The organism is Emergencia sp., from assembly GCF_048465375.1.
In the GTDB taxonomy this organism is placed as follows: Bacteria; Bacillota; Clostridia; order Peptostreptococcales; family Anaerovoracaceae; genus Senimuribacter.
In genome coordinates, this window is sequence record NZ_DBFWLQ010000020.1 from 222,081 (window position 1) to 247,797 (window position 25,717).

General features: G+C 45.6%; 26 protein-coding genes. 8 read left to right on the forward strand and 18 right to left on the reverse strand.

All coding sequences use genetic code 11. The features are described from left to right. Positions 1 to 95: 95 nt before the first annotated feature. The gene (locus tag ACMQ5W_RS13990) at positions 96 to 1,466 is read right to left on the reverse strand and encodes a helix-turn-helix domain-containing protein (RefSeq protein WP_419025696.1); all 1,371 of its coding nucleotides are present in this window, start codon (positions 1,464 to 1,466) and stop codon (positions 96 to 98) included. 756 nt (positions 1,467 to 2,222) lie between these two features. Here ACMQ5W_RS13990 and ACMQ5W_RS13995 point away from each other — a divergent pair. After that, the gene (locus ACMQ5W_RS13995; protein WP_419025697.1) at positions 2,223 to 3,191 is read left to right on the forward strand and encodes a hypothetical protein; all 969 of its coding nucleotides are present in this window, start codon (positions 2,223 to 2,225) and stop codon (positions 3,189 to 3,191) included. A 103-nt stretch (positions 3,192 to 3,294) separates the two neighbouring features. Here the strand turns inward: ACMQ5W_RS13995 and ACMQ5W_RS14000 are convergent, their stop codons facing one another. The 4 genes from ACMQ5W_RS14000 to ACMQ5W_RS14015 form a co-directional block, all read right to left on the reverse strand. Beyond that, the gene (locus ACMQ5W_RS14000) at positions 3,295 to 3,882 is read right to left on the reverse strand and encodes an ATP-dependent Clp protease proteolytic subunit (RefSeq protein ID WP_419025698.1); all 588 of its coding nucleotides are present in this window, start codon (positions 3,880 to 3,882) and stop codon (positions 3,295 to 3,297) included. Continuing rightward, positions 3,879 to 4,295, reverse strand: coding sequence for a helix-turn-helix domain-containing protein (locus ACMQ5W_RS14005; protein WP_419025699.1), 417 nt, complete (start codon positions 4,293 to 4,295; stop codon positions 3,879 to 3,881). Before ACMQ5W_RS14005 ends, ACMQ5W_RS14000 begins: the two co-directional genes overlap by 4 nt. 198 nt (positions 4,296 to 4,493) lie before the next feature. After that, positions 4,494 to 4,859, reverse strand: coding sequence for a hypothetical protein (locus ACMQ5W_RS14010; RefSeq protein WP_419025700.1), 366 nt, complete (start codon positions 4,857 to 4,859; stop codon positions 4,494 to 4,496). Next, a complete protein-coding gene (locus ACMQ5W_RS14015; RefSeq protein WP_419025701.1) occupies positions 4,856 to 5,143 on the reverse strand; it encodes a Mor transcription activator family protein in 288 nt (95 codons plus the stop codon). The genes ACMQ5W_RS14010 and ACMQ5W_RS14015 overlap by 4 nt, the downstream gene beginning before the upstream one ends. Positions 5,144 to 5,291: 148 nt before the next feature. On the opposite strand from ACMQ5W_RS14015, the gene ACMQ5W_RS14020 reads away from it, so the two are divergent. Then, positions 5,292 to 6,044 carry a gamma-glutamyl-gamma-aminobutyrate hydrolase family protein gene (locus ACMQ5W_RS14020; RefSeq protein WP_419025702.1) on the forward strand — a complete coding sequence of 251 codons (753 nt, stop codon included), beginning with the start codon at positions 5,292 to 5,294 and terminating at the stop codon, positions 6,042 to 6,044. Positions 6,045 to 6,385: 341 nt separating this feature from the next. On the opposite strand, the gene ACMQ5W_RS14025 is transcribed toward ACMQ5W_RS14020, so the two are convergent. Then, on the reverse strand, positions 6,386 to 7,348 hold the full coding sequence (locus tag ACMQ5W_RS14025; protein WP_419025724.1) for a helix-turn-helix transcriptional regulator: 963 nt from the start codon (positions 7,346 to 7,348) through the stop codon (positions 6,386 to 6,388). Positions 7,349 to 7,579: 231 nt separating this feature from the next. On the opposite strand from ACMQ5W_RS14025, the gene ACMQ5W_RS14030 reads away from it, so the two are divergent. Continuing rightward, complete coding sequence (locus ACMQ5W_RS14030; RefSeq protein ID WP_419025703.1) at positions 7,580 to 7,798, forward strand: cation transporter; 219 nt, start codon at positions 7,580 to 7,582, stop codon at positions 7,796 to 7,798. 14 nt (positions 7,799 to 7,812) lie between these two features. Next, on the forward strand, positions 7,813 to 9,729 hold the full coding sequence (locus tag ACMQ5W_RS14035) for a heavy metal translocating P-type ATPase (protein WP_419025704.1): 1,917 nt from the start codon (positions 7,813 to 7,815) through the stop codon (positions 9,727 to 9,729). Between the two features lie 76 nt (positions 9,730 to 9,805). Here ACMQ5W_RS14035 and ACMQ5W_RS14040 read toward each other — a convergent pair whose 3' ends face one another. Both ACMQ5W_RS14040 and ACMQ5W_RS14045 read right to left on the reverse strand, forming a co-directional pair. Beyond that, the gene (locus tag ACMQ5W_RS14040; RefSeq protein ID WP_419025705.1) at positions 9,806 to 10,642 is read right to left on the reverse strand and encodes a prenyltransferase; all 837 of its coding nucleotides are present in this window, start codon (positions 10,640 to 10,642) and stop codon (positions 9,806 to 9,808) included. A 20-nt stretch (positions 10,643 to 10,662) separates the two neighbouring features. Next, positions 10,663 to 11,451 (reverse strand): zinc dependent phospholipase C family protein, encoded by a 789-nt coding sequence (locus ACMQ5W_RS14045; RefSeq protein ID WP_419025706.1) that lies wholly within the window; start codon positions 11,449 to 11,451, stop codon positions 10,663 to 10,665. A gap of 225 nt (positions 11,452 to 11,676) precedes the next feature. On the opposite strand from ACMQ5W_RS14045, the gene ACMQ5W_RS14050 reads away from it, so the two are divergent. Continuing rightward, a complete protein-coding gene (locus ACMQ5W_RS14050) occupies positions 11,677 to 12,495 on the forward strand; it encodes an AraC family transcriptional regulator (protein WP_419025707.1) in 819 nt (272 codons plus the stop codon). A 5-nt stretch (positions 12,496 to 12,500) separates the two neighbouring features. Continuing rightward, positions 12,501 to 12,923 (forward strand): DUF2000 domain-containing protein, encoded by a 423-nt coding sequence (locus ACMQ5W_RS14055; RefSeq protein WP_419025708.1) that lies wholly within the window; start codon positions 12,501 to 12,503, stop codon positions 12,921 to 12,923. A gap of 51 nt (positions 12,924 to 12,974) precedes the next feature. Here ACMQ5W_RS14055 and ACMQ5W_RS14060 read toward each other — a convergent pair whose 3' ends face one another. The 9 genes from ACMQ5W_RS14060 to ACMQ5W_RS14100 form a co-directional block, all read right to left on the reverse strand. Beyond that, a complete protein-coding gene (locus ACMQ5W_RS14060; RefSeq protein ID WP_419025709.1) occupies positions 12,975 to 14,678 on the reverse strand; it encodes a right-handed parallel beta-helix repeat-containing protein in 1,704 nt (567 codons plus the stop codon). 76 nt (positions 14,679 to 14,754) lie between these two features. Next, the gene (locus tag ACMQ5W_RS14065) at positions 14,755 to 15,393 is read right to left on the reverse strand and encodes a DUF1847 domain-containing protein (RefSeq protein ID WP_419025710.1); all 639 of its coding nucleotides are present in this window, start codon (positions 15,391 to 15,393) and stop codon (positions 14,755 to 14,757) included. Continuing rightward, the gene (locus tag ACMQ5W_RS14070) at positions 15,380 to 15,550 is read right to left on the reverse strand and encodes a hypothetical protein (protein WP_419025711.1); all 171 of its coding nucleotides are present in this window, start codon (positions 15,548 to 15,550) and stop codon (positions 15,380 to 15,382) included. Before ACMQ5W_RS14070 ends, ACMQ5W_RS14065 begins: the two co-directional genes overlap by 14 nt. Before the next feature lie 16 nt (positions 15,551 to 15,566). After that, a complete protein-coding gene (gene feoB / locus ACMQ5W_RS14075; protein WP_419025712.1) occupies positions 15,567 to 17,921 on the reverse strand; it encodes a ferrous iron transport protein B in 2,355 nt (784 codons plus the stop codon). A 256-nt stretch (positions 17,922 to 18,177) separates the two neighbouring features. Then, the gene (locus ACMQ5W_RS14080) at positions 18,178 to 18,390 is read right to left on the reverse strand and encodes a cold-shock protein (RefSeq protein ID WP_067538722.1); all 213 of its coding nucleotides are present in this window, start codon (positions 18,388 to 18,390) and stop codon (positions 18,178 to 18,180) included. Positions 18,391 to 18,760: 370 nt separating this feature from the next. Beyond that, on the reverse strand, positions 18,761 to 18,973 hold the full coding sequence (locus ACMQ5W_RS14085; RefSeq protein ID WP_419025713.1) for a cold-shock protein: 213 nt from the start codon (positions 18,971 to 18,973) through the stop codon (positions 18,761 to 18,763). Positions 18,974 to 19,135: 162 nt separating this feature from the next. Continuing rightward, positions 19,136 to 20,008: an SPL family radical SAM protein gene (locus ACMQ5W_RS14090; protein ID WP_419025714.1), complete on the reverse strand. Its 873-nt coding sequence runs from the start codon at positions 20,006 to 20,008 to the stop codon at positions 19,136 to 19,138. A gap of 9 nt (positions 20,009 to 20,017) precedes the next feature. Then, positions 20,018 to 20,668 (reverse strand): HAD family hydrolase, encoded by a 651-nt coding sequence (locus tag ACMQ5W_RS14095; protein WP_419025715.1) that lies wholly within the window; start codon positions 20,666 to 20,668, stop codon positions 20,018 to 20,020. After that, entirely contained in the window at positions 20,665 to 21,846 is a 1,182-nt protein-coding gene (locus tag ACMQ5W_RS14100) for a MalY/PatB family protein (protein WP_419025716.1), read from the reverse strand. Before ACMQ5W_RS14100 ends, ACMQ5W_RS14095 begins: the two co-directional genes overlap by 4 nt. Positions 21,847 to 22,122: 276 nt before the next feature. Between ACMQ5W_RS14100 and ACMQ5W_RS14105 the strand changes: the two genes are divergently transcribed. Further along, the gene (locus tag ACMQ5W_RS14105) at positions 22,123 to 23,121 is read left to right on the forward strand and encodes a linear amide C-N hydrolase (RefSeq protein WP_419025717.1); all 999 of its coding nucleotides are present in this window, start codon (positions 22,123 to 22,125) and stop codon (positions 23,119 to 23,121) included. Here the strand turns inward: ACMQ5W_RS14105 and ACMQ5W_RS14110 are convergent. Further along, positions 23,118 to 25,061, reverse strand: coding sequence for a putative bifunctional diguanylate cyclase/phosphodiesterase (locus ACMQ5W_RS14110; RefSeq protein WP_419025718.1), 1,944 nt, complete (start codon positions 25,059 to 25,061; stop codon positions 23,118 to 23,120). The genes ACMQ5W_RS14105 and ACMQ5W_RS14110 overlap by 4 nt on opposite strands. Positions 25,062 to 25,503: 442 nt before the next feature. Here ACMQ5W_RS14110 and ACMQ5W_RS14115 point away from each other — a divergent pair. After that, positions 25,504 to 25,717, forward strand: a 214-nt coding sequence (locus ACMQ5W_RS14115; protein ID WP_419025719.1) for a hypothetical protein, incomplete at its 3' end; no start/stop codon positions are given.

Consider the following 25,717-nt stretch of genomic DNA (forward strand, 5'->3'; position numbering starts at 1 on the left):
GCATTTGTTAAAATAAAAACAGACTTGAATTCAAGAAATTCAAGTCTGTAATATAGAAGAAACTATGGTACTCTGAGGAAAGGTGCCTGCAATGGCTACAGGTATCTGAGCAGGTCCTCTGCGGTCAATCGGGTACAATAAGGCTGCCCCAGCATGCGTTCGAAAAACTGCTGGAATGCACTGCGCATTCGTGGATCCATAGAAATATGGAAATTATCATTAGAGCCCTTCTTTGAGTTTTCGATATATAGCGAATAAGAGTCGATAAAGATAGAAGGACAGTTTCTCAGTTCTTCGCTGAGTACGACGGTATCACGAATCAAATAAATTGCAAAGGCAGGATTCTTTTTCATGATTTCGCTGAGATGTTGAAGATGGCTGCGGGTCTGCTCTTCACTCAAGTGATGGCTGACATTACCCACGCTGACATTACCGTCGGAAAGGTATTTGTTAATCATGGAAGAATAGAGGACGAGATCGATTTCCGATTTGCAGGTGCGCTTCATAAAAATATTTTTTAGTTTAATCAGATAGCTGGCATAAGCCTCGTCTTGCGCTTCGTTGATGAATTGGTCCATGATGTTTTCCGGGAACAGCATGGCGGGCGGTTCATTAAAGAACAGCCACTGCCGTTTGTCAGAATAAGAGTCCAACTGCACATTGGTCCGTTTCAGGCTTTCCGGTTCCGCCGGGTCAAGGAGTTTTTCCGATGCCTCGAGGATTTGCCCGCACATCAGAGAAAACTGCTCGATAATCTTTTCATCCATGGAAAACACCGCCGCTAACTCTCCTTGAATATTCCACAGGACTTGTATGCAGAGCAGATTGTTGATGACCAAAATATGGGGCTGTTCTGGTTTCTGACATACGATAGACATTTCGATATAGTCAAGATAGCCGATGATGTTCAGAATATTCGCGGCGTAAAAATAATACTGCTCTTTCAGTTCTTCCGGAAATAATGCCAATTTCAGTTCTACCCGCTTTACGCCGGCTTCGTGTAATTCCTGCATCAAACGTTTAAATTCACCGCCGTAAAGACGGAAGAGGTCAAAAGTAGCTGTTATGGATATGCTGTGGTCGTAGTTTTCCATAGCCTGCACAAAGGCATCCCGTGTCAGCTCCACCAATCTCTTCTGGTCGCTGAGGAATGACATCTGATTGTTGCTATGTGCCTGAAAGGTCAGATAACTGCTGTCACTGGCGTACGCCGCTTTCAATGCTTTAAAACTATTCTGCCACTGGCTTTCTCTATCCGCAGTATCGCTGTTTGAGGGATGATCTGCAAAAAAATCCGCCATCTGTCCGATGATTCGTTCCGCATTCCTGGTCGATGGCAATTTGCTTCCGTTAATCCATTTGCTGATATAGGTCGTATCATAACTGAGCGCATCAGCCAATTCACTTTCCTTAATTCCCGCTTTCTCCATTTGAGACCGCAGCGATTTTCCGAATAGATTATTCATGAAACACCTCATTTCAATACAATAAATTTTTATTTAAACTATAATATGACGATTCCTCTGCACATAGAATAGAGGCACGTGATTCAATGGTTCCTACGGCTCGGCAACATATTGCTTCGCAATATTCCTACGCTCGCATAGCTCACTCCGCTGTCCGTTCTGCCTAGCCAAGCAAGCTTGGGGCAGAATGGCAACGCCGTAGGATTGTGGAACCATTATACCATGACGATTCCTTTAAAATTAGAATCGGACGTCATGATTCAATGAACGCTTCCTTGCAGCCACGCTGTAAAATCGATGCGTTCATTATACCACGTGCATTCCACTAAAAACACAATTGCAGCACATGATTCAATGGTTCCTGCTACTCGGCAACATATTGCTTCGCAATATTCCTACGCTCGCATAGCTCACTCCGCTGTCCGTTCTGCCTAGCCAAGCAAGCTTGGGGCAGAACGGCAACGCCGTAGGATTGTGGAACTATTATACCATGACGATTCCTTTAAAATTAGAATCGGACGTCATGATTCAATGAACGCTTCCTTGCAGCCACGCTGTAAAATCGATGCGTTCATTATACCATAAATCCTTCTCTCTGGCATAAAAAAATCAGCCTTCATAAAATACGTTCTTTGATATTTCCTATGTTATAAAAATAGCCATCCGCATATATACTATTCTATTTACATTACATGCATTAATAAGTATAATTAATATATAAAGTTAAATTGTAGTTTTAGCGAGGAGAAAGAGCATATGAAAAGATATAGACGTTATGCCAGCAGATTATTGATACTAATTATGGCGCTTACCTTTACCTGCAGCGGCTTCACAATCTCTGCCTATGGCATTACCAACGGTGATTCCATATTTTGTTGGCAGGAAGATCACGAAGATAGCGGCACCTATGAAAAAGCTTTCACTATTGAGAAAGACGGTATCTTATATCTGGATATGGAGGGTTTCTACGCCGAGGGGCGTTTTACGCTCATGCTTAAAACAGATGATGGTACGCTGATATACAAAAAGGAATACAAGAGAAACGACTATTGTGAAGAGACTATCTCGATGGATTTAGACGCCGGCAATTATGTGCTGTCCTTTACCTCAAATTCTTGTTTGGAAATCGAGGTAAACGGCTATCTCGACACCAGACTATCTTACAAAAGGCTGATTAAAGAGGCTAAGAAATACAGCACGAAAAACATTCCCTACAAAACCATAACCTCCGGCCAGCATGCAAGACTGTCAGGAAAATCATACAAAGCCGGCCTAGAGAAAAAGAGTTATGTTATGACTGCCAGTGCACAGCCCTATATCGATATAACCCGGACGGGTGACCTAGGGAAAGTTCGCCTGGCAATGAAGGGAAAAACTTCGATTGTTTCTTACGGCAGACGCACTTTTTATCCAAAGGCTGTCTGGTTTACCGGCGGAGGCATGACGACTGGTTACAATGCTTATCTCACAAGTGATTCCGGTGAAGAAGACTACACGACAAATATATATCAGGATTATAAATATTGGAAGATCGACCTCGCAAATTACAAGGATAAAGACACTGCGCAGCTAGATAAGCTGATCAAGATTTTCAAACAAAAGACTGTAAAAGTTGAGATAGTAGGAAAGAAGGACTCTTATATAACCTGGAAGCTGAGTGATTCCGCAAGAAAGAACTGGCTGGCAGTGTTTAATAAATACAAGAAACTATTAGAGCTGTATTAACCGCATCCGACATTTCTTAAAAATACGAGAAGGGCGTCAGCGTTTCTATTGCATTGTCATAGCATCGCTGATGCCCTTTTTTCTGTTTGCCGTATTCCTTCTGCTATCGTTTTGAAATGACCGCATCGATTAAGCCATATGCTTTGGCTTCCTCTGCCGTCATAAAATGATCCCGCTCTGTATCACGCTCTATTTCTGCGATTGTCCTTCCAGTATTTTTTGCAAGCAGTTGATTTAAACGCTGCTTATTCATTTGCATATAATCTGACATGATCTTAATGTCGCTAGCCGGGCCTTTCATACCCTCGGATATAGCTGGCTGATGAATCATAATATCGGCATTTGGTAACGCGAATCGCTTGCCCTTTGTACCAGCAGCCAACAGAAAAGCGCCAAAGCTTGCTGCAAGTCCAATGCAGATCGTACATACGTCGCACTGAATATAATTCATCGTATCAAATATCGCAAACCCTGCTGTCACCGAACCACCGGGACTGTTGATATAAAGCTTGATGTCTTTATCCGGGTCTTGTCCCTCTAAAAATAGCAGCTGCGCAGTGATCAAACTGGCAATTGTATCGTTCACATCCTCACTCAAAAAAATAATTCTATCAGATAACAGCCGGGAATAGATGTCGTAACTTCTTTCCCCTCTGCTTGTTTCTTCTATTACATACGGTACTGTACTCATGCAGCGTTGACCTCACATTTCGTTGAACAATTATTAAGCACAGCAAAATTACATTTCAACTCAAATCTATTAATTTTGGGAATGTAGATTTTCTGCTTTCTGTACTCTTGCGGGGGACACCCGTATAGTTGCCGAAATGCAAAGGTAAATGATTCCTGCGAGCTATAATTTGCCTCATACGCAATTTCGATGATAGGCTCTTTTGTATAAACAAGTTTTTCAGCAGCTACGGTAAGCCGGCGCATCTGAATATATTTATAGATAGTGCAGCCAACACACTCTAAGAACACTCTGTTCAAATGAAATTTAGAATACGCGGCTTCCTTAGCGATATCGTCCAAATTTAGTCGGCTATCCAAATTGTTTTCTATATAGTCAATAACTTTTTTGATTATTTGTTTGTTTTCCATCATCACACTCCCCGTTCACAATGCTGTATCATTATAACATGCTTTACCAAGACGGTCTTAATATAAATTGCTATATTTTATAAAAGAACACCCGCTTATTCAATTACAATTCGCTGCTTTTGTATTATCACGATAAAACCCCTTTATTGTATTATAATTACGCTGTAATCCAGCGTTAAGCAGCGAATGAATTGTTCCGCCCTACAGAAGCAGGGAAAACGGACTATATAAGCAAAAGCCGCGATACAGAAAATCGAAGCCTATATCGCCAGCGAATGTACGCCCTTTCTTACAAATAGCATCTGTCAAATCTTTCAGACAGCCTCCACTGGCTTCACCGAGATTGTCAGATTGGAAAGCCCGTACCCCTAGCGCTTTCCGCATGCGAGTCAAGATTTGGTTTCCAAGATCTTTTGTAAATTTTTTGGCTGTGCTTATGTAATTTCCCTCTGTTCTTTCCTGTGCGCCCAGATTTTCTTCAGCAGGCACTTTTCCCCCAATGGAACAAGCACAGCTGGAAAATACAACCAGCATAGCGACAATGATCAAAGCTACGTCTTTTTTCATTTTGTATCTTCCAATCTGCCTTCACTCAGAATTTTTCTGATCCATCGCTCTGAATAGTTGTACCGTCTGGTCAACTCTTTAATGCTGGTTCCGGCAGCGTATTGGGTACGGATTTGTGATTTGACATACTCCGATGTGTAGAAGTTTTTCGGAAAGCACACTTGAACGCCCGCAAAGGCGCAGTAAATCTTATGCGCCGTATCAATATCTGTTCTCTCTGCAATCTCCTTATAGATATCCCTGAGATTTTCCATATTTGTGTTTAGCTTCATGTTGTTCATCATCTCACCTCTTTCGACAAAATCATACACCTTTCTACAATGAATCTTCAATTCGAAGAAATCATAGAATTATTCCTTGTAAAATTCACTACCCTTTGCATTTGCTTACAAGAGTGTTAGAATGATAGAAATACACAATAAGGAGTACCATATGAAACCAGTCGTAATTGCCATACCGGAGACGGGAACTACTCTATTCGAAAAATATCTAAAGAGCAAGTATACAAAGAGCCTGCTTGATGCTGTCGCTGTAAAAAACGTGGGAGAAGTCCGCCCTTCGGACGATAGTTCCGATGTTATAATAAGATGGATCGATTTGACCGATCCAGAAGCGGCGGTCAAAGAGGCTCTGGACGCAGACGGCTTATTACTTGCAGGCGGAGCAGATATCAACCCTGCCCTATATGGCAGGCAAAGAGAGCAAAAATGTGGAAAACCAGATTCCATACGGGATCTGGCTGAACCGCTGATATTAAAAGCGTTTTTCAATACGGGCAGACCGGTTCTAGGGATTTGCCGAGGCATGCAGATGATCAACGTCTGCTTTGGCGGGACACTGACACAGGATATTCGCAAGATGCAGCAGGAGAAACATTTTGATATATTGCGCAAAAACTCCGGATCTCACCATGTCAAATTGGATTCCCGATCACAGTTAGCTGCTATTCTGGGCAGCGACATTGCTTTTGTCAACAGCCTTCACCACCAGGCAGTGGACCGTGTTGGATCAGGACTGCGGGCAATCGCAAAGAGCGAGGATGGTTTTGTTGAAGCCCTGGAAATTGCCGATTATGACTTTGGATTTGCCGTACAGTGGCATCCTGAACATATGCAGCAAGACAAAGCCCAGCAAAATTTGATTGCCGCCTTTGTACAAAGCTGCCGCTATAGAAACGCAGAATAACAGCCTCGCCAGATGTACGGTATAGGGGTATATGCTTTGAATTTCTACAATAGAGTTGTACTTTTTGACCGTTTTTTTGACTTCTCGCGTAACTCTGCCATAAAATTAGACGATTAAAGGCAGTCATACGCGATCAAGTATTTGCAGATTGACTAAAAATAACAGAATCTCAGTTCTCTAGTTACTTTCTAACTGGTTTTTCAGCTTCAGAAGGAGTCATTTTCCGCGAGAAAATAACCGGATTCATCAGATACCCCCCTGTCTTTTTATACTGTCATCACGCAGTTACGCAGGATTGCTTCAACTACCCCAAAAAGTACAACTATATTGTAACACGAGTTTTATTCTGCTCCTTCATGGGCACATTTTTTCCGATATTCTATTGGCGAGAGCCCGAACTGCTCCTTAAAAGCCGAAGCAAATTTACTCTGGTTGGCGTAACCCACCTGATCCGCAATCTCTGCTACCGGAGTATTTTCTGTACGCAGCAGCTGTGCCCCCTGCTCCATGCGAACCTTGCGCAGATACTTTTTTATCGAGGTGTTATAGACAATCTTGAAATTGTTTTTTAAGGCAGTAGGACTGATACAGAACTCCCTGGCTAACTGGTCAATGGTAAGTTCCTTCGTCAAATCTTCACAAATCCTGTCCTTTACAGCCTTAATCACTTCGATCTGTCCTCGGGTAATTTTGTCAATCCTGCGCTCTGCATCTGGATTTACCAAACGCAGGAACATCAATAGCTCCAAAATTTTGATCTGGAAATACTCCTCCCTTACCTCCTTTGGAATATCATAGAGTTCGCTGAAAATATGGCTGATGTGTTCATTGGCTCTCATGGCAAAAAAGTGATGATCCGGACAGAACTTGTCAGCCAGCCCCGCTATATGTCCGCCCAAAATCGGCAGTGGTTCTTCTGACAGGATATCCAGATCCAGGATGACGGTAATGCCTCGATAATGTTCTGTTGGAAAGACCAGCGGCGGCTCATCGTTTTCCATTCTGGTGATGCAGAGATCCCCCGGACCCAGATACAGATAGTCTCCGCAGATCCATCGGCATTCCTGCCGCCCCTCATGACAATAGTTGATTTCCAGCAGATTTCCTTCTACTTCCACGGTATTCCTCTCTTTCTTCATAGAGAAATTATCATAAAGCAATTCCACCCCTGGCAGAACCGAAAACACCTCGATAGATCCGGCCTGTTTTCCTCGCCCAAAGCGATACTGCCGGCTGCCGTCAGTCAAAACCTCTGGCGCTGCAGCTTTTCCATCTATTATAATGCGATATTTCGGCGCTCTCATAACCTTCACCTGAACCTCCTCTAATTCATTAGTACGTCTATTTTACCCATCCAGCAGAGTCTCCAATCAATTTGCGCTCCATTTAGACCTGTTCCAGCTCCATTCGGACACAAATCAGAAAATCCATTGACCTTTCTGTCCTTATGATTTATAGTAACATCATGCAAACGATTAAGCAATCATTTAATAGAATGAATAACAAATTTTCTATTTTGAAGGGAGATATATATCATGAAAAAAACTATCAAATTAATCGATCTGGACTGCGCACATTGTGCTGCAAAAATTGAAAATGCAGTTAAAAAATTAGATGGTGTCGATGACGCCAACGTTAACTTTATGAGTCAGAAGATGATACTGGAAGCTGACGATGAATATTTTGATCAAGTGCTGGCTGAAGCAGTCAAAGTCGTCAAAAAAATCGAACCTGATGTTACAGTCAAAATCTAAAAGGAGGGAGAATTATGACAAAGAAACAGAAAAAACAACTTGCCCGCATCGTCTCTGCTGCCGTGCTTTTCCTGCTGGCAGCCGCACTGCCCCTCAGTCCCGCTGTGGAAATGTCCGCATTCCTTCTGTGTTATGCCCTCATCGGTTGGGACATCGTCTGGAAAGCCGTGACCAACATTCTTCACGGCCAGGTCTTTGACGAAAACTTTCTAATGACAGTCGCCACCGTCGGTGCACTCTGCTTAAACGAATATTCCGAAGGCGTTGCCGTCATGCTGTTCTATCAGGTCGGCGAATGGTTCCAAAGCTATGCGGTCAATAAATCCCGCCGTTCCATCAGCAGTCTAATGGATATCAGACCGGATTCCGCCAACGTAATCCGCAGCGGCGGCACGATAAAACAGGTCGACCCTGAAGAAGTGCAGATCGGTGAAACCATCGTGGTCAGAGCTGGCGAGAGAGTGCCCTTAGACGGTGTCATTATCGACGGAAGTTCTTCCTTAGACACATCCGCCCTGACCGGCGAATCCCTGCCGCGAGAAGTCGCTGCCGGAGAAGAAGTCATCAGCGGATGCATCAACCAGTCCGGCACGCTGCAAGTGAGAGTTTCCAAAATCTACGGTGAATCCACAGTTGCCAAGATTCTCGACCTGGTAGAAAACGCCAGCAGTAAAAAGTCAAAGTCGGAAGCGTTTATCACTCGCTTTGCAAGATACTACACGCCCCTAGTCGTTATCGCCGCAGTGATTCTGGCTGTGCTGCCGCCGCTGATCAGCGGCCAGAGCTTTGCAATCTGGATTGAACGTGCCCTGACCTTCCTGGTCATCTCCTGTCCTTGTGCCTTGGTCATCTCCGTACCCCTCAGCTTCTTCGGCGGCATCGGCGGCGCGTCCAAATGCGGCGTATTGATCAAGGGCAGCAACTACCTGGAAGCCTTGGCAAAGACAGAAACCGTCGTCTTCGATAAGACTGGCACGCTGACAAAGGGAGCCTTTGCAGTCAGTGGTCTTTATCCTCAGGGTGTCTCCGAAGAGAGATTGGTTGAACTTGCAGCCTACGCAGAAAAAGATTCCACTCATCCGATTTCCAGGTCTATTCGAGACTTCTACGGCAAAGCCATTGACGGCAGCCGCATCAAAAATATAAAAGAAATTGCCGGCTTTGGTCTGCAGGCAGAGTTGGATGGCAAAGTCGTTTTGGCTGGTAATGCAAAGCTGATGAGAGAACAAAACATCGCTTTTGCGCCAGTGGAAGAGCCCGGCACCATTATCTACGTCGCCGAAAGCGGCAGATATGCCGGCGCGATCTTAATAGAGGATGAACTCAAAGCGGATGCACTTGCAGCAGTGAAAGATTTGAAAGCTTCCGGCGTCAAAAAGGCAGTTATGCTGACAGGCGATGCCAAAGCGGTGGGACAGAAAGTCGCCGCAAAGCTGCAGCTTGATTCTGCTTACACAGAACTGTTACCGGCCGACAAGGTAGCGTATATGGAACAGCTGCTCAGTGAAACCAGTGAGAAAGGGAAGTTGACCTTTGTAGGCGATGGCATCAACGATGCACCTGTCTTGGCCAGAGCAGATATCGGCATCGCCATGGGCGGTCTCGGCTCTGATGCCGCCATCGAAGCAGCAGACGTGGTAATCATGACTGACGAACCATCGAAAATTGCAACAGCTATGCGGATCTCACGCAAAACGTTACGGATTGTTCACCAGAACATCGTATTCGCCCTCGGTGTCAAGGCTTTGGTCCTCGCTCTCGGCGCAGTGGGAATCGCCACCATGTGGGCAGCCGTCTTTGCCGACGTCGGCGTAGCCGTCATAGCAATTTTAAATGCAATCCGTGCCCTGCGCGTTCCAAAATCAGAGGTCGTCACTGCAAATCAGCAGGAAGGAACTGCAATCCTCAATCATATAGAAAATGCCGCCTAAATCCTGCGTCATTTTCGCCAATCTAAAGCCTCTCCAGTTGCAGCCGCCATTGGAGAGGCTTTTATACTGCTTCCCATCAAGGGCGCCCCAGATTTTCTAATATCTCATGAAAGCGTTTTGTCGCCAAAACACTAGGCTGTCCTTTTCTGCAGAAAGAAAGCTTTGCTAATTTGGGGACTACGCGTTCCACCACGATCTGTCCATCAACCGTCTTAGATGCCAACGTTTCAAAAGCCTCTAAAAAACGGCTGTCCTTCCTGGCATACTCATAAAAAGACAGGACATAGACATATTCAAACAAATTGTAGTTTCGAAAGGGGTATTCCACCTGCATAAACAAGGTGCCGATGCCATAGTGGCAAGGTCCGATGGGTTTGCGCGTCACCCAGTGCTGTAACAGAAATTCCACAGCCCGGTCAAGGGCAGGCTCCTTATCCAAATAATCGCTGAAGCGGAAGGCATCCAGTGCATTCAGGGTAGGCTGCGGATTGGAGTGTTCCGTCTCTTCTCCCCGGCCAAAGGAAAATTTGTTACATCGCCAGCCGCCATCGTGATATGGCGTGTCCAAAAAATAGCGCAACGTCTTCTGGATTCTCTCATCATTCACATATCCCAAGTGGCACAGCACGTTGGCCGCAATGGCTGTCTGGCAGGGATAAATGCCGCCCTTAGGGTAAATGCGAAAGCGTCCGTCCTCCTGCCAGGTACTGAAAATCAAGTCTGCCGTCTCCTTGAGAATTGGAGTGTCTGGCTCCATTCCCAGTTCCAGCAGATAGAGAACACTATCAAATGTAGAAAAAGGCGATCCCTTCAGCAGCCGCTTGTCTTCAGTTGCCCAGAGGTCCGCCCCATTGTCATAGCGATGGGACAAAATCGCTTCCACGTCTGAAAGATATTGCTGTTCTACGCCCATGATTTCACCTCCGTTTACCTTTATTCATAGGTACGCTCAAAAGAGTCAGATAACTGCCCCTCCCCTTCAAGGAAATCCATATAATTTTCTATCAAAGCCGCTCCCAGCGGAACCGCTTCATCCATCTTCTGCGCAAGAACGAGACTGCTCTCTTTGCACTTGGGATGGTCTTTTTTGTTGAGAAAGAGGCCGCGGATGTTCTTTGATAAGCCGCTGATCTTGAGAAAGAAAAAAGAAACACCCCTGGTCACTGGATTTGTCGTCTTGAAGAAACCCGCGTAACCCTTCATCCCCTTTACTGCAGCATACGCATCCTTTTCCGAAACCCCAAGAAGGGGTGCGATGACCTCCGACGACTGGCGGCTAGTGTGCAGATGGCTGGCGCTGTCAAAGGTCCAAGGGTCAAAACCGTCACGGCGCATGAGCATCTTGTCGAACTCCGTCTCGATTTCCATATGGGATACGCCGGTCTTCTCAATCGCTTGATCCACACAAGGGTGGCACTGACTGTCCAACGCAAAATGACAGATAAAACCGAGAATATAGGACAGCGCTCCCTCTGGATCAACGCTCTTTGCAAGCTGCGGCTTCACATCGGTAAAAAAGCGGCGGCCTTTTTCCTTGTGCATGTCGCGTCCAAGTTGATTTACCCGATTATATAAAAGCGGCTTATGGTAGAACAAAATATCCGGTCCGTGCAGTCCGATATCAAAGAGTTCCCGCTTGTGATCGATTATTTCCGCAGCACTGCCTGTAAGCTGCGCTCTCACCTTTTCGCCAAAATAACGGTGAGCATAGGTTGAAGGCATACTATCATCTCCCTGGTTTCTAAAATTTACTATCTCTATCATACCAAAATTGAAGATATCGTACAAGCCAAAGGAGGCAAGTCATGATACAATACAATTAAGCAGTCAGCCCTTTGCCAATAGAACTTGACCTCACGGCCCGTTCTCTTGCAGGGTGGTTGCATAAGGAGTTCTCATCAATTCACTTTGTGAATTGAAGCAACTCCATTCGCGGAGGTACTATTGATGAAAAAAGAAGTGCGCACTTTTTGTTTTGATGAAGAACTGCAAATAGAAGCTTATCGCTTTGAAAACATTTTACATCCCTTTCCCAACCACTTTCACGATCATTACGTCGTGGGTTTTATCAGGGAAGGAAAGAGACACATGTCTTGCGGAAATAAGGAATATGATCTGGTGCCAGGGGATATTACCCTGTTTCATCCGCAGCAGAACCACGCCTGCCTCCCTGCCGGCAATCTGACTATGAACTATTATGGCCTGAATATCGGTCCTCTAGTCATGGAAAAGCTGGTCGAGGAGATTACAGGCAAGGCATTTCTGCCCTCCTTTACACAGCCGCTGGTATCTGACACGGAACTCCACTGTCACATCTATCGTATCAACGAGATGGTCATGGAAGGGTCAGAAGAATTTGAAAAAGAAGAACTTCTGCTCTGTCTGATTTCACTTTTGATTGAAAGATACAGCCAGCCTGTCTGCGAAGAAGAAAGAGAATGCCTTGATGAAATTGCAAGCGCCTGTCAATTTATTGAGGACAATTATGCCCTCCACATGACCCTGGATGATATCTGTAAAGCAGCTGCACTGAGTAAATCTACACTGCTCAGAGCCTTTACCCGCACCAAGGGCATCACCCCTTACCGGTACCTGGAAACCATTCGTATCAACCGGGCCAAGGAACTGCTGGAACAAGGAGTCAGCCCTATTGATACCGCCGTACAGACAGGTTTCTCCGATCAAAGCCACTTCAATCGGTTTTTCCGCCAGTTCATCGGCGTAACTCCCGGTGTATACCGAGATATATTTGAGAAAAGAGGATAAGAAATATGAATCTGCAAAATGAGAAATGCGTAATGATTATAGATGAGGACCTGCCATTGGGAAATATGGTCAACACCGCCGCCATCTTTGGCGTAACACTCGGAAAGGTCATGCCTGAAGTAGTCGGAGATGATGTCATCGATGCCGACGGCAATATTCACATGGGCATTATCGCCATCCCGATTCCGATTTTGAAAGGGAACCCGCAGCTGATCAAAGAAATCCGCCAGAAGCTCTACGAGCCTGGATTTGAAGATGTAACCGTCGTCGATTTTTCCGACCTTGCCCAGAGCTGCAATGATTATGACGAGTTTACAGAAAAGATGGCAAAGAATGCAGAAAGTGATCTGAATTACTTCGGCATTGCCATGTGCGGGCCAAAAAAGAAAGTGAACAAATTGACTGGCAGTATGCCTTTGCTCCGATAAATAAATGCAAAAAGGGCTTCGTACTTTGATAAGTACGAAGCCTTTTTTTGGTTAGCTTCTCAAGGTCTTTCGGCACATACATTTGCAGCAGCAAGAGCAAAGGAGCTTTTGCCGCCAAATAGCATAAAGTGTAAAGCTGCCGTTGACATCTGGGATGACCTGCCCTGGAGCATATGAGATTCCGCTGCCGTTTCGCGCAGTGTTCCAGGCAGCGAAGCTGTAACATTTTCTCTTCGGTATGATATCAGGAATCGTTCCACTGCCGCCCGCTTCCACATAGACCGGTCCAGGTACGTCGCTGGCTGGCGTGCAGCAGGTCGCATTGCCATGAAAGGAAATTTCATATTCTATCGGTACAATGGCCGGAGTCAAGAGAACCTGGGTGTTGCCAGCGTTTGCTTCCACTTTCCAATTTCGAAATCCGACGGCAGGCTTTAGGAAAGATCCTACGTCAGCCGCAGACAAAATCGGGTAACCCGTCTGCGCCTGCGCCAGCGGAATTGGCGCACCAGAACCGGGTGCGACATAGTCAGAAGCTTCAATCTGAATCTGTGAAGATGTCAGAGGACCCTCTACCTGAATCAGATGCCGAGCAGAAGGGATACTGACGCCGTTTGTAATTATCACAGTGCCCTTGACCCCTAATTGCCCGCCATTATACAGGCCGCTGCCTCCGTGAGAAGCGATATTGGCAGAAAAAGTGCTGTCCGTCACATGAACAACGGAAGTATTGTCAATATAGACACCGCCGCCAAAATTATTCGCCGTATTCCCCTCAATCTTCGTACCTTGGCTGATATCTGCCTCTGCACCCAGATTGAGCGCCATACCACCGCCCAGGGTGGCACTGTTTCCATGAATCGTACAAGCTTCTAATAATAGTTCCGTCAGCGAACCGACACCATAGAGGCCGCCGCCGGTGACAGCCTGGTTGTTGTCAATCTTACAGCCAGATACGGTTATCTTTGTTTCCGCGTTGCTGGAGGCGATACCAATACCACCTCCATTGCCGCCCCCTTGATTGCCAAAGATGGTGCAGGAGTCAATCGAGATGGCCGCACCGTTATAACCATAAAGGCCGCCGCCGGAATCAGAAGACAGATTCTCGCTGACAGTGCTGGCCTCAAGACTTACTGTGCAGTAACTGCCCGCCGCATAAATGCCGCCTCCTGGCTGACGGCCGGCACTGTTATTGGAAAGAAGGCTCTGCACAATGGATACGGTGCCGATGGCATAGATCCCGCCTCCTCCTACCCCTATATTACCTGTAATAGCAGAATTTCTGGCAGTGAGGGAACAGCCGCTGGAGATGAAAGCACCGCCGCCGCCTCCATCTGCCTCGCAATTTCTGATGGCAGCATTATTTTCCATCAGGCAAACGGCACCTGTATCAGCAAGATACAGCGCACCGCCGCCGGAAATCGCTTTATTCTCTTCCAGAACTGCCTGATTCAACGTCAGCTTTCCGCCGCTGACGGAGACCAGTTCGTCAACGCCTGCGGTCACGGTCGCTTTGTTGCCGTTGACGGTTATATTTTGAAGGGTTAAGTCCCCGTTGCTATCAATATAAAAGAGAGAACCTGTATAGCCCTGCTGTCTTTGCAGTGTTATCAAAGCTCCCTCTGCTCCTCGAATCGTAACAGGATAAGAAAGATAGATCTGTCTGTCTACTGCAAAAGATGCAGTCACCTCTATGAGTTCCTCTCTATCCGTTATCCCTTGTAACAAGTCATTCAGATTTGCTACGCTTATCATATTTACCTACTCCCCTATCAAATTGGTTTCAGTATTATCATATTCTGCGAAAGGTAGATTTGTGTTCGTCTCACATCTATTCTTTCTCTGCAAATAACTTCTGGTAGTAAGATTCTGCCGTGTACAGGGCTGCTGCCGGATTGTGGCCAGTCACTCTGTCCTTGGCTACCAAAGTCGTCACAAGTGCTTCTGAATATTTATAGAATAGGCTGTCATGGCCTACGCACAGACCCATGACGATATTCAGCTGAGTGCCCGCCTCGTTGAGCAGCGTCGCCTGGGTGATCGGATTGCACATGTTCTTTCCCACGGCGTTGCATTTTTCGTCGATGCCCACATCGGTCTTCGGCACGGCACCCACCTTACAGACTGCACTGTAGACCTCAAAATCATGACTGCGCAGAATCTTCGTGAGAATTCTGCTTTCTCTAATCAAGCCAGCACAGGTAGCGATGCCGATTTTCTGAAAATCCATTCGTCTTGCAAACTCCACGATTTCCTGTACTCTGGTCCACTTGCAGTAACCTTCGTATTCTACTTCCGCGGCGGTCTTCATCACTTTGTTGTTCTCGCCGTCCTCATAAAGTTTCATGATTGCCTGTCGTTTTTCTTCTGTCATTTTCTCTGTCAGGCAAAATGCAGGATAACTGGCATTTTGATAATCACAGTGCAAAACCCCGCAGTCCACACAGGATAAATGCTTATCTTTTTCCATGGCTTTCTCCTTTCTCTTCTCTATACGCACAGCTGCTGCAGTTTCCCCTGCAGCCACTACATCTGCCGCAGCCGCCTTTGCTCCGCCCTATGAACCGGACGGCAAAGAACAACGCAGCCGCAACCGCTATGACAATGAAAATATCTATCAATCCCATTCTCTGCCCCTTTCTCCTAAAAACCCATCAGGGTTCCTCCAATATGTACGACAAAGGCGACAATCCAGGCAATGAGACACTGGGCAATGACGATAATCAGCGCCCATTTTCCGCCCAGCTCCCGCTTTACTGCCGATACAGCCGCCACACAAGGGGTATACAGCAGTGTAAACACCAGGAACACAATCGCGGTGAAGGGTGTAAACAGTGTCTTGAGAAGGGCCGTACTGCCGCCCATCAAAACCGTCATGGTGCTGACCACGCTTTCCTTTGCTGTAAAGCCGGTGATCAATGCGGTCGAAAGTCTCCAATCTCCAAATCCCAGGGGTTCGAAAATAGGAGCGATCCAGCCGCCCACCAGCGCCAGCATGCTGTCTCTGGAATCAGCCACCACATTGAGATGAATGTCAAAGGTCTGCAAAAACCAGATGATGATGGTCGCCACAAAGATAACCGTAAAAGCTCTCGTAATAAAATCTTTGGCCTTATCCCAGATCAGCCGCCCTACGCTCTTCATCCCCGGAAATCTGTAATTGGGCAGTTCCATAACAAAAGGCACCGGTTCTCCTTTGAATTTAGTCTTATCCAGAAACAAGGCATATAAAATTGCCACCACGATGCCAGTAAAATACATGATCGTCATGACCAGCGCTCCGTTTTTTGGGAAAAACGCCGCCGTCAGCAATGCGTAAATTGGCAGTTTTGCCGAACAGCTCATGAAAGGTGTCAGCATGATGGTCATCTTACGGTCCCTCTCTGAGGGCAAAGTTCTCGTAGCCATGATGGCAGGTACCGAGCAGCCAAATCCAATGATCATCGGTACGAAACTTCTTCCCGAAAGACCGATTTTACGGAGAATTTTGTCCATGACGAAGGCGACTCTCGCCATATAGCCGCTGTCTTCTAAGAACGATAAAAAGAAGAACAGGGTCACGATGATGGGCAGGAAACTGAGGACGCTGCCCACACCGGCAAAGACCCCGTCGATAATCAGTGAGTGGATGACAGGGTTGACGTCTACCGCGGTAAGTCCGCTGTCACAGACCTCCGTAAGCCAGCCGATTCCCTGTTCCATCAGATCTGACAGCCAGGAGCCGATGACACCGAAGGTGAGCCAGAAAATCAGGGCCATAATCGCCGCAAAGCTGGGGATAGCCGTATACTTTCCAGTCAGAATCTGATCTATAGACTGGCTTCGAATGTGCTCTTTACTCTCTTTCGGACGGACAACGGTGGCATTGCAGACCTTGTCGATAAAGGTGAATCTCATATTGGCGAGAGCCGCGTTTCTATCCATGCCGCTCTCTGTTTCAAGCTGCAGAATGATATGCTCTAAGAGTTCTCTCTCATTTTGATCCAACTTGAGTTTTTCCAGAATGATATCATCGCCCTCAATCAGTTTGCTGGCTGCAAATCTGGCCGGAATCCCACTCTTCTGGGCATGGTCTTCGATCAGATGCATGATGGAGTGCAGACAGCGATGTACAGCGCCGCCATCCTCCCCTTCCGGTTCACAGAAGTCCATGCGGCCGGGACATTCATGGAACTTGGCCACGTGCATAGCGTGGTCGATTAATTCCTCAATACCCTCATTTCTGGAGGCGGAGATCGGAATTACAGGGATTCCCAGCGCCTCTTCCATTTCATTGATTCTGATTGTGCCGCCGTTTTCGCGCACCTCATCCATCATGTTGAGAGCCAGAACCATGGGAATATCCAGTTCGATGAGTTGTAAGGTCAGATAAAGGTTTCGCTCAATATTCGTAGCGTCTACAATGTTGATGATGCCTTTCGGTTTATCCTGTAAAAAAAACTCTCTCGTTACAATCTCTTCGTTGGTATACGGCGACATGGAATAAATCCCTGGCAAGTCCGTTACCAAAGTGTTGCAGAATTTGCGAATCTGCCCGTCTTTCCGATCTACGGTGACACCGGGAAAGTTGCCCACATGCTGATTAGAGCCGGTGAGCTGATTAAACAAGGTGGTTTTGCCGCAGTTTTGGTTTCCCGCCAATCCGAAGGTCAGCATTTGGTCGTCGGGGGTGGCGCTGCCTTTCTGTTTGACGTGATACTTGCCCATTTCTCCCAGGCCTGGATGCTCGATTTTCTTCTCCTTTAACTCAGCGAGGATTTCTTTTCCATCTTCCGCTGCCGGCTGTACTTGAATTTTTGCCGCGTCGCCTAGCCGCAAGGTCAGTTCATAACCTCGTATTCTATATTCTATCGGATCGCCCATGGGCGCCGCTTTCATAAACTTGATCGTCTTTCCAGGGATCAATCCCATATCGAGGAAGTGCTGCCGCAGCGAACCGCTCCCGCCGACGGAAACAATCCTGGCGCTTTCTCCCCTTTTCAGCTCTGACAGTACCATTTTTTTCTCCTTTCCAGAGACAAATTAAACTTAACTGGAAATATTATATACCATGCAAGGTGTTAGTGTCAACTAACACCCTCTTTATAGATACCGCGCTTTTTACAAAGAACAAAAACACATAGAAAAAAGGCAGCAACTGTTATCAGCTGCTGCCTTAGATGGTGCTTATTACAAATACAAATTATTCAAATGGATGGTTAGATCTCGTACTGAAAACTATATTTAAAATAACAAACTACCTGTTTTGCACAAATTAGCAAGCCTGTACGTTGACCGCTCTCAATTTGCTGCTGTTTCTTGGATCGCTTTCGATATCGAAAGAAACCTTCTGTCCTTCGTCAAGACTTTTGAATCCGTCAGATACGATAGATGAGAAATGTACGAATACATCTTCTCCGCCATTATCGTTCTTGATGAAACCAAATCCTTTATCAGAGTTAAACCATTTTACTGTACCGTTATTCATATCAGTACCTCCATTTTTATTATTTGTATCAACTTCATAAAAAAACTGACCCCTATGCAAATTAAGAAAAATAACTTGCACAACTAAGGTCAGGTTCAGATTCTCTATTGATTACTTTCTTATAATAGCACACCTCCAATCAAATGTAAAGCATAATTTTAAAAATATTTAAAAATAATAATTAGTTTTTCTAAATTGCTGGCACAGATAGTCCTGCGGACGATATTTCTATGAATTTAAAAATGCGGCATCTGTTATTACAGATGCCGCATAGATGGTGCTTATTACAAATACAAATTATTCAAATGGATGTTTAGAACCTCGTACTGAAAACCATATTTTTAATAACAAACTACCTATTTTGCAGAAATTAGCAAGCCTGCACGTTGGCTGCTCTCAATTTGCTGCTGTTTCTTGGATCGCTTTCGATATCGAAAGTTACCTTCTGTCCTTCTTCTAAGCTCTTGAATCCTTCTGACTGGATTGCTGAGAAATGTACGAATACATCGTCTCCACCATTGTCATTTTTGATAAAGCCAAAGCCTTTTTCGGAATTAAACCATTTTACTGTACCTGTGTTCATATCAGTACCTCCATTTTAATATTTGTATCAACGCTTCAGAAATAAAAAACTGACCTCAATGTAAATCCAGAAAAACGACTTACATGCTAGGCCAGGTTCAGATTCTCTATTGATTACTTTTTTATTTTAGCACATCTTTCCGCAGATGTAAAGCAGTTTATTTTACCAAAAATCAGCAAAAGTTAACTGCTCTGAGGTTTGATCAAATTCGCACAAATAATTCCATATCTGATCCATATCAAAGAGGATATCATTTTCTTTGCAGGTGTCTCTCACCAGCTTCATCAAAAGCTCGTGATTAGGGCTTACAAGCTCATAGGCATTTCTGTAAGCCGCCATATATTTTTCCTTCAGGCCAGGAAAATGTTGGTCCAATTTTTGATAAAAATACTCCCGATTGCCGTCACGCAGCGTGAGACCGATGCCGTAACAAAGAATACCCTTTACTTTTGCTTCGACACAATAATCAAGCAGTCCTCTGATGTTTTCCTCCGTATCGTTGATAAAGGGCAGGAACGGGCATAACCAAACCACCGTCGGGATTCCGTTATCACGAAAAATTTTTAATGCCTCAACCCGCTCCCGCGTGGTCGATACGCCAGGTTCCAATACCTTGCACAATTCCTCATCAAAAGTGGTCAAGGTCATCTGGACTACACACTTTGAACGCTGGTGAATCTGTTTTAATAGATCTAAGTCACGCAGAATGCCAGTGGATTTCGTCAAGATGCTGAGACCGAAACTCATCTGCCCGATGATTTCAATACATCTGCGAGTGAGTCCCAGATGCTGTTCCAGATGAAGGTAGGGATCTGTCATGGAACCGGTGCCAATCATACACTTTTTCCGCTTACGGCTCAGGGCGTCAGCAAGTAGTTCCGGTGCATTTTCTTTCACTTCGATGTCCTCAAAGTCATGATCCATCTGATAGCATTTGCTTCTGGAGTCACAGTAAATACAGCCATGGGTACAGCCTCGATAGAGATTCATTCCGTTGCTCGCCGATAATATTCCTTTCGCCTTTACTTTGTGCATGAGACCTCCTTATTGCCGCTCCAACAGAGGAATGACTTCCTCTAAACTGTCAGCTACCTTCCACGCCTTTGCGCGGATTTCTGGCTCTGGTTGTACCAAATCCGGCACCATGATGACGCGAAGTCCTGCACGAGACGCTGACTCCACCCCTGAAGGCGCATCTTCCAGAGCCAGCCCTTCCTCAGCTTTGATACCGACAGCCTCACAGGCCTTTAAGTAAATTTCCGGATCAGGTTTGCTCTTCGTCACCATATTGCCAAAGACAAAGCCGTCAAAATATTCGTAAATGCCTGCCGTCGTCAGCTCATGGATGGCGTAATCGCTAGAAGATGATGTGGCCAATCCGACGCGAAGTCTCTTTTCCTTAGCAAGTTTCAACACTTCCTCAGCGCCTGCCTTCATAGGCAGACCTTCTGTATCTACAATTCTGGAAAAGATTTCTCTCGTTTTATCCACAAAGCGGTCATGAGGAAAGTCCTGTCCGTAGACACTTTTGAAATAGACCTCTCGACGCTGGCGATTGAAACCTACTGTATGATAAATCTGATCTCCCATGCCTGGATAACCATATTCCTCTCCAATTTCAGCCCAGGCTCTCTGCACGACCCGCTCTGAGTCAAAAATCAGCCCGTCCATATCAAAAATAATTCCTTTTATCATTCACGTTCCCCCTTCTGTCCTTTATATAATTGAATGCCCTTCGCCAGTCTTGCAAGACCGTCTTTCAGGCGTTCACTCTGGCAAGCCACATTGAGGCGGGCAAACTGTCCACCATTGCCGCCATAAATTTCACCTATATTCATATATAACCCCGTCTCTTCACGAATCCGTTGGCAGAGCTTTGTTGAATCGTCTGTAATTTCGCTAAAATCCAGCCATATTAAATAGGTGGCATGAGATGAAACCACGCTCACTTCTGGTATGTTTTCCGCGATAAACCGACCTGCCAGTTGTTTATTCTGGAAAATATGTGCACGGAGCGCATCAAGCCAAGGTGCTCCTTTCGTAAAGGCTGCCACTGCAGCGTCGATGGCAAAAGCACTTGGTTCTGCGGAGTCTCCCACTTCCAGAGCCTTTTGGACTTTTTCTCTCAGGCTCTCTGCAGGCACGACCACTGCGGCAGTCTGCAGGCCTGCAATGTTAAAAGCTTTGGTCGGCGCAATACAGGTGATGCTGTTATGGGCACAAGTCTCCGATACAGAGGCAAAAGGTGTATACGCATATCCAGGATCTGTAAGGTCGCAGTGAATCTCATCAGCAATCACTGTCACCTGATGTTTCTGGCAGAGTTCTCCGATCCTGGCCAGGGTTTCTTTGTCCCATATGTTTCCTGTTGGGTTATGAGGGTTGCTGAGAATCATCAGCGGCGTCTTCGGATCTGCCAGCTTTGCTTCTAAATCCACATAATTAATCCAGTATTTGCTGCCGTCGTACTCCAGCTGGCACTCCACAGCTTCCCTCTCATTTTCCTTAATGGAGATAAAAAAGTGGTTATAGATAGGCGTCAGCATCAAAATCTTCTCCCCAGGGTTGGTCAGCGCTCTGATTGCACAGTCAATTGCCGGAATGACTCCCGTACAAAATCGCAGCCACTCTTTTTTTATCTCAAAATTGTGACGCGTTCTCCACCATCCCATGATTGCTTCATGCCAAGCATTCGGTATGATAGTATACCCAAAAATCCCGTGACAAACCTTTTCTTTCAGTGCTTCTATAATCTCCGGGGCTGTCTGAAAGTCCATATCCGCCACCCACATCGGCAGCTCATTTTCTCCCACATTCCATTTCAGTGAGTTCGTTCCCCGTCTGTCTATCATTGTTTCAAAATCGTATTTCATGCCTTTGCTCCTTTACTCGTTAATGAACTTCCCAGTACCTACTGCGTGTACTTCTTTTACGCTCAATACTTTCTAATCTCTTAAGTCATTTATATGTCTATGTATGTTACAGTCTGCTTTATTGTCTTTTCCAGCTTTGTCATCCGCCTAATAGTAATATTGTACCATAAAATCCGCTCTGGATAAACAAAATGAAATTCTCAAATATTCTGCCGCCGCCTGGAATATACATAGATATCATACGATAATAGTACCTATTTAAAGGAGGATTCTAATATGTGTACCGCAATGAGCATGCAGTCACTTCACGGAGATACTTATTTTGGTCGGACGATGGATTTTTCTTATCCGCTTGATCCCGAACTGTTCGTCATCCCAAAGGACTTTGAATGGAACAATCTATTGGAAACGCATAGGATTCGCACCCAATACAGTTTCATGGGGATTGGGCAGGATATTTCCCCAATCATCTTTGCCGACGGCGTCAACGAGATGGGATTCGCTGCTGCTGCCCTCTATTTCCCCGGTTACGCCCATTACGACGATATCGATGCGATAGATCCGTCGAAGGTTACGATGACCGCTTTAGAACTAGTCAATTTTTTATTAAGCGAATGTGCCTCTGTGGAAGATGCGCAAGCCATGCTGCCTACTATTCAAATTGTCGGTGTCAAGGACGCGGTCACCAATTCTATCGCACCCCTTCATTGGATTATAGCCGATCACAGCGGAAAATGCATGGTTGTAGAAAAGACGGCAGACGGGCTGCATCTGCTGGATAATCCCATCGGCGTCCTGGCTAACAGTCCCGACTTCAGATGGCAGATGACAAACCTGCGCAACTACTTGGGGACCGCCGTCACGCAGCAGCAAGAAGCAGAATGGAATTCAGTAAAGCTGACTCCTTTTGGGCAGGGCGCTGGCATGACAGGACTGCCTGGAGATTTTGCCCCTCCCGCCAGATTTGTGAGAACGGCTTTTCTAAAAAGTCATACGCCCCTTCCAACAAATCAAGAAGAGGCGATTGTTACTTGTTTTCATATTATGGAGAATGTCAGCATTCCAAAAGGCACTGTAATCACCAGTCGTGATGCTGCCGATTACACACAGTACACTGCTTTCATTGATCTTTCATCAAAAGAATATTTTTTCAAAACTTATCATAACAGTCAAATCGTATCGGCGAAATTACCAGAGAAAATGGAATCCAAATCGGAAATTCTCACCTTCGGCAAATTGGTCAGGCCGATCTCCTTTGATAATTGGAACAGCTAGCATCGCTGTTCCTTCTTACTTTGTGCAAGCATGAAGGTTTCCATCTCCACCTCTGGCATCGGCTTTGCGTAATAAAAGCCCTGTATCTGATCCACGCCAAAATCAACGACCAGCTTTCTCTGCTCTTCGGTTTCTACACCTTCGGCTACCACCTTCATCCCCAGTTCTTTAAACGTCCGTGTCAAGTTTCTGACAGCCAGGGCAGAATTTTCATTCTTCATGGAGACCCAAACTAAACTCTTGTCCAGCTTCACAGTACCAAAAGGGATATTGATCACCGTGGCAATATTGGAATATCCGGTGCCGAAATCATCCAGACCCATCTTGATTCCGTGGGCTTTCATCTTCAGGGCAAAATCAGTGACCAGCTGTGGATTTTCTGCCAGAGTGCTTTCTGTAAACTCAATTTTTATGGCTGATGGCGGCGTCCCATTTGCCTCTATAATCGCAAGCACCCGCTCCGCCAGGTTCGGCTGCGAGAATTGCATAGCCGAAAAATTCACATGAATAGATCCTATGTAAATTCCTTTGCTCATCAAACAATTAATGAATTTGCAGACTTTGTTTAAAATGACATATGTAATATTTATGATAAGACCTGTTTCTTCTGCTATAGGAATAAATTCCGATGGATAAATAGGCCCTATAGGGGAATCGGGTATTCTCATCAGAGATTCTGCATAATAAAACTGGCCACTTCTGACCGAATAAATCGGTTGGTAATACATTTGAAAACTCTCATCTTCCAATTTCTCTTTTAAGATGCGGATAACCTTGCGTCTGCGCTCCAAACTTTCTAACATCTCTTTATTGCAGTAACAAATTTGGCCGCATTTGCCGGACTTCGCCTGTGAAACCGCATATTCGATGGAGTTTATTAATTTCTCAAGCGACTCTCCTTCACCAGAATACTGCACGACACCGATCACCACATTGAGTTTGAAATGGAATTCATCTATCTGCCACGGCTGTTCCATACGTTCTTGTATAGTCTCCACGCATTTTTTTATCTGCGTTTCATCCTCTTGGGTAAAAAGCAGCGCAAATTCGTCGCCGCTGAAGCGATAGACGTTACTGCCACCATGAGTTTTTTGAAGGAATTGGCACATAGCCTTCAAAAATTCATCACCCTTTTGCTGTCCACAGGCGTTATTAATCTGCCTGAAGTCCCTCAGCGAGACGACAGCCAGGACAAATGTTTTTTTTGGCGTCTTCTTCAGCACCAGTCCCAGCATATCCAACAGTTCCTGTCTGTTAGGTACATTGGTCAAATAGTCTATAGAAATCTGTCTGTTTTGCAAGTGCAGATAGATAATCAAAAGCGCACAGGTCGCTGCTGACCCAGAGAGGATGACACTAGGGTAAACTTGCTGCACAATGATGACTGCTACGGCAAGAACAGGAAAGGCTGCAAGAATTCTATAAATTTCTCTGTCAATCTGTCTGCGATTGACCAAAGTGAAAACAATACTTGCGATACAATAAGCATAGAAGACAAGATACGTGACTGATATGAAAGGGCCTCTGATATATCCGTCATTCATATTGAGGTCAAATATCCAATTGGTAAACGGATTGCTCAATATGACCAGTGTATAAACTGCACCGGGAATGATTCCAACACTGGCAATTCTCCTAATCTGACTGCTGTCCGCGTAAATAACGGAAAGCGTGTAAAGAAAATACGCCAATCCCATGAGCGGCGTCAAAACAAAATAAATCATTGTTACGACCAGAGTCGACCACATGGGAATCCGGACGTAGTTATAGATCATAATGGTAGACAAAATATTGGTGAAAATCGCACTGAAAGTCACCATAACACACCATTGAAATATCCTATTCTTCAATGAGGGAAGACGACTGCCCTTGCGGGCATAGACCCAGATAATTCCCAGCATCACCAAAGAAATACATTCCGCAGCAATATTCCATTCCAACTTAACACACCTGCCAATCCACCCACAACAAATAATATAAAACCGGCTGAGTTTATTCTAGCTTTTATTTTATCATATGTAGAATCCCTCCACAAGCAAAATAGATTGGTGAATTACCTAACAAATTTCAAAGTATGACATCAGTTCTTGTTTTCCCTAAGGAACTATGTGACTGAACGGAAGCCAAAGATTGTACTGCCATATCAGTCAGAAGCCGGCGGCTATCAATATCTCAGCAGCAGTAAAGAATAGCGAAGTAGCAGAAACTACTTCGCTATAAAGTCCAACTTATCAGGCCACTTCATACCTTATGATATAAACTGCCGCTTTTCATTCACATTGTTTTTGCATTATAGTTTAAATTAACCGAATTTTAGGTGGCTCCGGTGCGCAGCGACATGGCAGCGGCTTCGTCTTACATTGCTGCTTTGGTGGTTCTGGCTTGCATATCGGCTTCGGTCTGCAAGTAATTCCACAAGGTTTTGGCTTGCATGGCGGTTTTGGCCGACACGGCGGCTCTGGCTTGCACGGTGGTTCCGGCGGACACGGCGGTTCCGGCGGACACGGTGGATATGGCGGGCATGGTGGCTCCGGCGGACACGGTGGATATGGCGGGCATGGTGGTTCCGGCGGGCACGGTGGATATGGCGGGCATG